The sequence below is a fragment of the Thiolapillus sp. genome, from assembly GCF_048562965.1.
Lineage (GTDB): Bacteria > Pseudomonadota > Gammaproteobacteria > Chromatiales > Chromatiaceae > Thiolapillus > Thiolapillus brandeum_A.
This window is the reverse complement of record NZ_JBHNMF010000164.1, coordinates 1-6,618: the sequence shown is the minus strand read 5'-3', so window position 1 is coordinate 6,618 and position 6,618 is coordinate 1. Positions and strand designations below refer to the sequence as shown.

Annotated in this window: 7 protein-coding genes; 3 read left to right on the top strand and 4 right to left on the bottom strand. The window is 57.3% G+C overall.

The window, feature by feature from the left end; all coding sequences use genetic code 11:
• Positions 1–339: 339 nt before the first annotated feature.
• Both ACOCD2_RS10060 and cysG read right to left on the bottom strand, forming a co-directional pair.
• Entirely contained in the window at positions 340–2,379 is a 2,040-nt protein-coding gene (locus tag ACOCD2_RS10060; protein ID WP_293647336.1) for a thioredoxin domain-containing protein, read from the bottom strand.
• Between the two features lie 66 nt (positions 2,380–2,445).
• The gene (gene cysG, locus ACOCD2_RS10055) at positions 2,446–3,882 is read right to left on the bottom strand and encodes a siroheme synthase CysG (RefSeq protein WP_293647334.1); all 1,437 of its coding nucleotides are present in this window, start codon (positions 3,880–3,882) and stop codon (positions 2,446–2,448) included.
• A 190-nt stretch (positions 3,883–4,072) separates the two neighbouring features.
• Between cysG and ACOCD2_RS10050 the strand changes: the two genes are divergently transcribed.
• The 3 genes from ACOCD2_RS10050 to dsrE2 all read left to right on the top strand — a co-directional run bounded on the left by ACOCD2_RS10050 (position 4,073) and on the right by dsrE2 (position 5,244).
• Positions 4,073–4,393, top strand: a complete 321-nt coding sequence (locus ACOCD2_RS10050; RefSeq protein ID WP_293647332.1) for a rhodanese-like domain-containing protein — start codon at positions 4,073–4,075, stop codon at positions 4,391–4,393.
• Positions 4,394–4,483: 90 nt separating this feature from the next.
• The gene (locus ACOCD2_RS10045; protein WP_293647330.1) at positions 4,484–4,714 is read left to right on the top strand and encodes a sulfurtransferase TusA family protein; all 231 of its coding nucleotides are present in this window, start codon (positions 4,484–4,486) and stop codon (positions 4,712–4,714) included.
• Positions 4,715–4,761: 47 nt separating this feature from the next.
• The gene (gene dsrE2, locus ACOCD2_RS10040) at positions 4,762–5,244 is read left to right on the top strand and encodes a sulfur carrier protein DsrE2 (RefSeq protein ID WP_293647328.1); all 483 of its coding nucleotides are present in this window, start codon (positions 4,762–4,764) and stop codon (positions 5,242–5,244) included.
• 87 nt (positions 5,245–5,331) lie between these two features.
• Here the strand turns inward: dsrE2 and ACOCD2_RS10035 are convergent, their stop codons facing one another.
• Together ACOCD2_RS10035 and ACOCD2_RS10030 are read right to left on the bottom strand one after the other, a co-directional pair.
• Positions 5,332–6,309: an OmpP1/FadL family transporter gene (locus tag ACOCD2_RS10035; protein WP_293652496.1), complete on the bottom strand. Its 978-nt coding sequence runs from the start codon at positions 6,307–6,309 to the stop codon at positions 5,332–5,334.
• Positions 6,258–6,560, bottom strand: a complete 303-nt coding sequence (locus tag ACOCD2_RS10030) for a hypothetical protein (protein ID WP_293672609.1) — start codon at positions 6,558–6,560, stop codon at positions 6,258–6,260. Before ACOCD2_RS10030 ends, ACOCD2_RS10035 begins: the two co-directional genes overlap by 52 nt.
• Positions 6,561–6,618: the final 58 nt, after the last annotated feature.

The following is a 6,618-nucleotide window of genomic DNA, read 5'->3' as shown; positions in this document are numbered from 1 at the left end:
CAGGAGAAGCGGAAACAGGCGGCAAGGTTTGATCATGCATGTCCTCCAGCAGCAGGGGCCGGTCTGTTGTTTCGTCGATAATATCCGGAACGCAAAAGATAACGATTCGCAATACTATATATAATAATGCTTCTTTATGCGTACATAGAGCAGTTGCGAGGTGTTGGCAGGGGGGGCAGACGTTGGTTCAGACGATGAAGTGACAAACCGCTTGCCGGAAAAGCGGGTAGCAATAGATGGGTATATGCAGAAAGCTACTGCTACTGCGACTCAGCGAAGATCAGGCAGATAAGAAGGTGTCTGTTTCAATGTCCGATACGCATTTGCGCTGTGGGATATTCAGATCTGCCGGAGCAGCGATTCGAGCCTGTCGAGAGTTTCGGCGGGAGGCAGACACTCGGTGCCACGACACAGCCAGGCAGCGGTATTCTTGTGCTGACGGGCTTCCAGTATCGGTGGCAGATGATGATCTTCCGCATCGATTGCGTAGAGCATGAGTCGTGGTCCGGCACATGCAAGTGCTCGGTCACGCCATTCTGAAAGCTCCGGTTCCGGGCCGCGAATGACCAGCATAGCCGCGGGTGACAGATATTCCTCCAGTGCAAGCAGCAGCGAAGGAGAGGCATGAGGTATCTGCTGCAGGTGGCCGGTGGCGGCCTCGAGCGTGCGCTCCGCCGCATCGAGGTAGTCCTGCCTTCCGGTCAGATGCCCCAGGTGCTGCAATGCCAGGGCAGCAATACCGTTACCGCTGGGGATGGCTTCGTCCATCAGCCCGCGTGGCCGCTGGATCAGGGGCTCCTGATCGTCGGCAGTGAAATAGAAACCGCCCTGCTGTTTGTCCTCGAAATGCGCGATCATCTGGTCTGCCAGCGTCATGGCCCACTGCAGACTGGGACTGTTCCAGCGTGCCTGCAACAGGGTCAGAATCGCCTGGATCAGGAAGGCATGATCATCGAGATAGGCTGCCTGGTAGCCCTGGCCGTCCTTGCAGGCGGCCAGCAGGCGGCCGTTGTGCCAGAGCTTTTTCTGAAGGTGGCTCAGGGCACTTTCGGCAGAATCAACCCAGTCCGGCCTGTTCAGCAGCATGCCGGCAGCTGCCATGCCTTCGATGGTCAGGGCATTCCATGCGGTGAGGATCTTCTCGTCCCTGCCGGGGGCGGTGCGCTGCTGGCGTCGGGAAAGCAGCAGGTTTCTGGCGCTGTCCAGCAGATCGTCCAGGGTGTCCTGACCGGTTTGCAGTTGCCTGGCGACATCCTCCGGATCACGTTCCACGTGCAGGTGCCAGCGGCCTTCGAAGTTGGCGGGCCGGTCGATACCGTAGTGCAGACTGAAGGCCTGGTACTGGTCTTTGCTTAGCAGTTCGCGCACTTCCCTGCGTGACCAGACATAGTATTTCCCTTCCTCGCCTTCGCTGTCTGCATCCAGGCTGGAAAAATAGCCACCGTCCGGATGCTGCATCTCCGTCATGAGCCACTGCGCTGTTGTTTCGGCTGCGTGGCGAAAAGCCGGCTTTCCCGTGAGCCGCCATGCCCGGGCGCAGAGCTGCAGCAGCGGCCCGTTGTCGTAGAGCATCTTCTCGAAATGGGGGATCATCCACGCGTCGTCCACGGCGTAGCGGTAGAAACCGCCGCCAAGCTGATCGAATACGCCACCCCCTATCATCCTGGACAGGGTAAACAGGGCGGCCTGCCTTGCCTGGGACTGATCTGCGTTGCGGGTGAGCAGCAGGCGCAGGTTCTGGGGATGTGGAAACTTGGGTGCACTGCCGAAGCCGCCATGACGACCGTCGAACTGATCCAGCAGCAAGCTGACACCTCTGTCGACAAGGGTGTCGTCCAGGCTGCTCCTGTCATCGGTTTCGACCTGGGATTGCCGGTTCAGCGCTTCTATCACCTGGCTGCCCTGTGCTTCGATGGCCTGGCGTTGTTGCTGCCAGGCGGTGGCGATGTTCTTCAGCAGGCAGGGAAAGCCTGGAAGACCGCTGCGGGGACGGGGAGGGAAGTAGGTGCCGGAGTAAAACGGAACCTGGGTATGGGGATCGAGGAAGACGGTGAGGGGCCAGCCGCCGGACCGTCCTGCAAGCAGCTGATGCGCATGCTGGTAGAGTTTGTCCAGGTCCGGGCGTTCCTCCCGGTCCACCTTGATGTTGACGAACAGCTCGTTCATCAGGCTGGCGGTTTGCTCGTCCTCGAAGGATTCGTGGGCCATGACATGACACCAGTGACAGGCCGAATAACCGATGGACAGCAGAATGGGCCTGTCCTGCTCACGGGCGGCCTGCAGAGCCTCGGGGCACCAGGGCCACCAGTCCACGGGGTTGTGGGCGTGTTGCTGCAGGTAAGGGCTGAGTGCGCTGGCCAGACGGTTCTTCGGTTCCATGCAGGCAGTGTACCGCGTGGCCGAGACGTCTCAACCTCGCGGTGTGTGCAGGATGATCGGGCTATGTCAGAGTTCGGTGCCGGGCTGAATGGCTGACGTGGCGCCCTGGTAGCCCGGTTTTTCACCCTTGTACCAGGACAGCTTTTCGTGCAGTTGAACGACTTCGCCGACGATGGTCAGGGTGGGTGGCTTGGGTTTTTCACGTTCCACCACGTCCAGGATGTTTTCCAGGGTGCCGGTGAACACCCGTTGCAGGTGGGTGGTGCCCTGCTGGACAAGGGCGATGGGCATCTGCGGTGATACGCCGTGTTCGACCAGCTTTTCGACAATCACCGGCAGTCCCATGAGTCCCATGTAGAACACGATGGTCTGGTGGGGCTGGGCCAGCTGATTCCAGTTCAGATTCATGCTGCCGTCCTTCAGGTGCCCGGTGACGAAGGTGACGGACTGGGCATAGTCCCTATGGGTCAGGGGAATACCCGAGTAGGTGGCGCAGCCGGATGCGGCCGTGATGCCGGGTATGACCTGGAAGGGGACGCCCTGCTCGGCCAGGGTATCGATCTCCTCACCGCCCCGGCCGAAGATGAAGGGGTCGCCCCCCTTGAGACGAACCACCCGTTTGCCTTCCTTCGCCAGTTTAGCCAGCAGTTCGTTGATCTCCTCCTGGCGCATGGCATGGCGGTCGCGCTCCTTGCCCACGTAGATGCGCTCGGCGTCACGTCGCACCATTTCGAGCACAGGCTTGGCCACCAGGCGGTCGTAAACCACCACGTCGGCCTGCTGCATCAATCGCAGGGCGCGGAAGGTGAGCAGGTCCGGATCGCCGGGGCCGCCCCCCACCAGGTAGACTTCACCCATGCCCTTGTTGGACGAAAATTCCGCAAGTTCCTTTTCCAGTACGGCCTCGGCTTCTTCCATGTGACCGGAAAAGACGCGTTCTGCTACGCTGCCCTGCAGGATACGGTCCCAGAAACGACGCCGGTCATCGGTGCTTCGAAAAGCTTGTTTTACCCGCTCGCGATAGCGTGCTGTGAGTTCTCCGAGGCGACCGTATCCTGCCGGAATGAGAGATTCCAGACGCGCCCGGATCAGGCGCGCCAGCACGGGGGAGGCGCCGCCTGTGGAAACGGCTGCGATGACTGGAGAGCGGTCGATGATGGAAGGCATGATGAAGGTGCCGGCGTCGGGATTGTCCACCACGTTCACGGGAATATTGTGTTGCCTGGCCTGAGCTGCAATCTGCTCGTTGGCGGCTGCGTCATCGGTAGCGGCAATGACCACGGCAAAGCCGTCCAGGCTGATCTGTGAATGATCTTCTGCCAGATGAGTGATTTCCCCTTTGTCCTTCTCTGCCTGCAATGCCTCGCAGAGAACCGGAGACATGACGGTGACCTGTCCCTGAGCAGCCTGCAGGAGCCTGACTTTTCGTGCGGCGACTTCGCCTCCACCTACGACAGCACAGGGGCGGGATTGAATATTGAGAAAAACGGGAAGAAAATCCATTGGGTTTCGGCCATGTTAAGAGGATTGGGGCCCGGGAAAAGGGCAAGCTGGCAGTTTAGCATAAGCAATTGTTCTGTATTGTAAAAACCTTGATATTACCGGTGTTTATGCCGCGTATTCATTGCTTATATGAGGATGTTATAATATACTACATCAATTCAAGTTGCCATCGACCAGATCTGAGGTGGGAATGCAAGTCAAAGAGATCGACTCATCCACGCTGAAAAAGCGGCTGGATGCAGGCGAGGATATTGTTTTACTGGACATTCGCAGCGACGCGGAAGTTCGTCAGGGCGTGCTGCCCAGGGCTGAACACCTGGCCATGCACCTTATTCCACTGAAACTGCAGGATCTTCCCAAGGACAAGGATATCATCCTGTATTGCCGCAGTGGGGCGCGTTCCTATCATGCCTGCGCCTTTCTCGAACAGCAAGGTGTGGGCAACGCCTACAATTTGCGTGGTGGCATTATTGACTGGGCTCGGAACGGGTACGAAATTACCACTCTGTGAGTCTTTTTTTCATCTGGTGCTTGCCTTTCTCGCAGAGTTAGAATATAAGAAAGCACTGTTATTTAAACCCCTAAACACTGGAGAAATCCCATGGCTGATTTTGATGATGAACTCGACGCAAGCGGTTTGAACTGCCCACTTCCTATTCTGCGCGCCAAGAAAGCGCTGGCAGCTCTGGAACCCGGCAAGGTACTGCATATCATTGCGACCGATCCCGGTTCTGTTAAAGATTTCGAAGCTTTTTCCAAGCAGACCGGAAACGAGCTGATGGAATCCAAGGAAGAAGGTGGCAAGTTCCATTTCCTGATCAAGAAGGCCTGATCGCCTGTTGATTTCTGATACTGCGTTCTGCGCAGGGGAGAAAACCAATGGAACAGAAAAAACTGGCGATTATTGCCACAAAAGGAACCCTGGACTGGGGCTATCCTCCGTTCATTCTCGGCTCTACTGCTGCAGCACTCGGCTATGATGTGGAGATTTTCTTTACCTTCTATGGCTTGCAGTTGCTGAAGAAGGATCTAGATCACCTGCGTGTAACGCCCTTGGGTAATCCGGGTATGCCCATGCCGGGTGGCATGGAAAAGTGGATGCCCGTACTGGTGACAGCATTGCCGGGTATGGAAGCCATGATGACTTCCATGATGAAGAAGCAGATGGCAGCCAAAGGTGTGGCCAGTCTCACTGAATTGCGTGAACTCAGCCAGGAAGCCGAAGTCCGTTTTATTGCCTGCAACATGACTGTGGAGCTGTTCGATATGGAACCCTCCGAGTTTATCGATGGCATCGAACTAGCCGGTGCGGCACGCTTCTTCGAGTTTGCCGGAGATGCGAATATTTGTATGTATATGTGATTGTTTTTACAGTAAAAAAGCCGCCTTTACGGGCGGCTTTTTTTGCTTCCGGTTCAGGGCCTGGTGGACCTGAACCGGTGCAAACGCCTAGAATTTGTAGTTCAGCTGGGCGCTGAAGATGTCCACGTCGGATTCATAGGTGCCGATCAGCTGGTGACCGGTGCTGTGATCGAGCGCATCCATCTTGGTATCGTCGATGAACAGGTGTGAATAAGCCGCGTCGAGGCTCAGGCTGTCGGACATGCGATAACCCAGGCCCAAGGCAACCCAGGTGCGGTCATTGCCGGGAATGCGCGGTGTACGGTCCTTGGTGCGGCTGATGGGGGTTTCATCATAGGCCCAGCCGGCCCGGAAGATCCATTTCTGGCTGGGGCTGTAGGTGACGCCCAGGGAATAGCGCATGTTGTTGTCCCAGTTTTCCGGCTGCACGGTATCTGGCTGCGCCGGGTTGCCGTACCTGATGACCAGCTCATCGAAACGGCTCCTGACCAGCTCATCGAAACGGCTCCACTTGGTCCAGGTCGCGTCCGCGAGAACGGCCCATTGGTCATTGAAAGCATGATACAGACTTACGGAAGCCGATTCCGGCAGGTCTACGTCAGCCGTAGCGCTGGTATTGCTGAACAGTGGAATGCCCATGTCAAGGATCGCCTGGAAACCGGCCGGAACACGGAAATCGGCAGAGCCTTCGAGGTTCTGTTTGATGTTGGAGCGATAGGCAAGGCCGACACGGGTATGGTCAGTGAAATTGATCATGGCGCCGAGATTGAAGCCGAAGCTCCAGTCGGTACCCTTGACCTTGGCATAACCATCGGAACCCGTGGGTATCATGCCCGCGGCGGCGCAGGTGCCGTCTGGCAACTGGGGGATCTGGGCTTCAAGGCCGTAGCAGATGGTGCCGAAATCCACGTTGTTGGAGAGCGTGGCACTGATGTACTGGGCGCTAACGCCACCACCCAGGGAAATACGTTCATTCAGCTTGTAGGCAATGCTCGGGTTGATGTTGATGGTTTTTATTTCCGAACGGATTGCGTGGTAACGGCCCACCCAGTCGCTGCCAGCCATGGAGAGCGAAGCGAAGGCTGGTAGACCCCAGTAGCCGCGAGGCCGCACTGTTTTCCCGGCGTGCCTTGCGCCAGAGGGAAAACAAAGTAGGCCTCCGAACGCGGCGTCCAGTCATATGGGAGCCAAGTACGGAGCAGCAACGAGCTTGCGAAGTTGTTGCGTAGTGCTGGGTGACCAGGACGGCTGGAGCACCAATAGGTTGTCAAAGGCCGAGTCGATTTTGGGGACTGGGATGTCCCAAAATCTATCACGAGGCCGAAGACACGCTTGCATCATCATATTTTGTGGCGAGGCCGAAAGGCGCGTTGA

Bases quoted from the DNA above. Each gene is read 5' to 3' on its own strand.
- cysG (WP_293647334.1), bottom strand. From the start codon at position 3,882: ATGGATTTTCTTCCCGTTTTTCTCAATATTCAATCCCGCCCCTGTGCT.
- ACOCD2_RS10035 (WP_293652496.1), bottom strand. From the start codon at position 6,309: ATGGCTGGCAGCGACTGGGTGGGCCGTTACCACGCAATCCGTTCGGAA.
- ACOCD2_RS10060 (WP_293647336.1), bottom strand. From the start codon at position 2,379: ATGGAACCGAAGAACCGTCTGGCCAGCGCACTCAGCCCTTACCTGCAG.
- ACOCD2_RS10045 (WP_293647330.1), top strand. From the start codon at position 4,484: ATGGCTGATTTTGATGATGAACTCGACGCAAGCGGTTTGAACTGCCCA.
- ACOCD2_RS10050 (WP_293647332.1), top strand. From the start codon at position 4,073: ATGCAAGTCAAAGAGATCGACTCATCCACGCTGAAAAAGCGGCTGGAT.
- dsrE2 (WP_293647328.1), top strand. From the start codon at position 4,762: ATGGAACAGAAAAAACTGGCGATTATTGCCACAAAAGGAACCCTGGAC.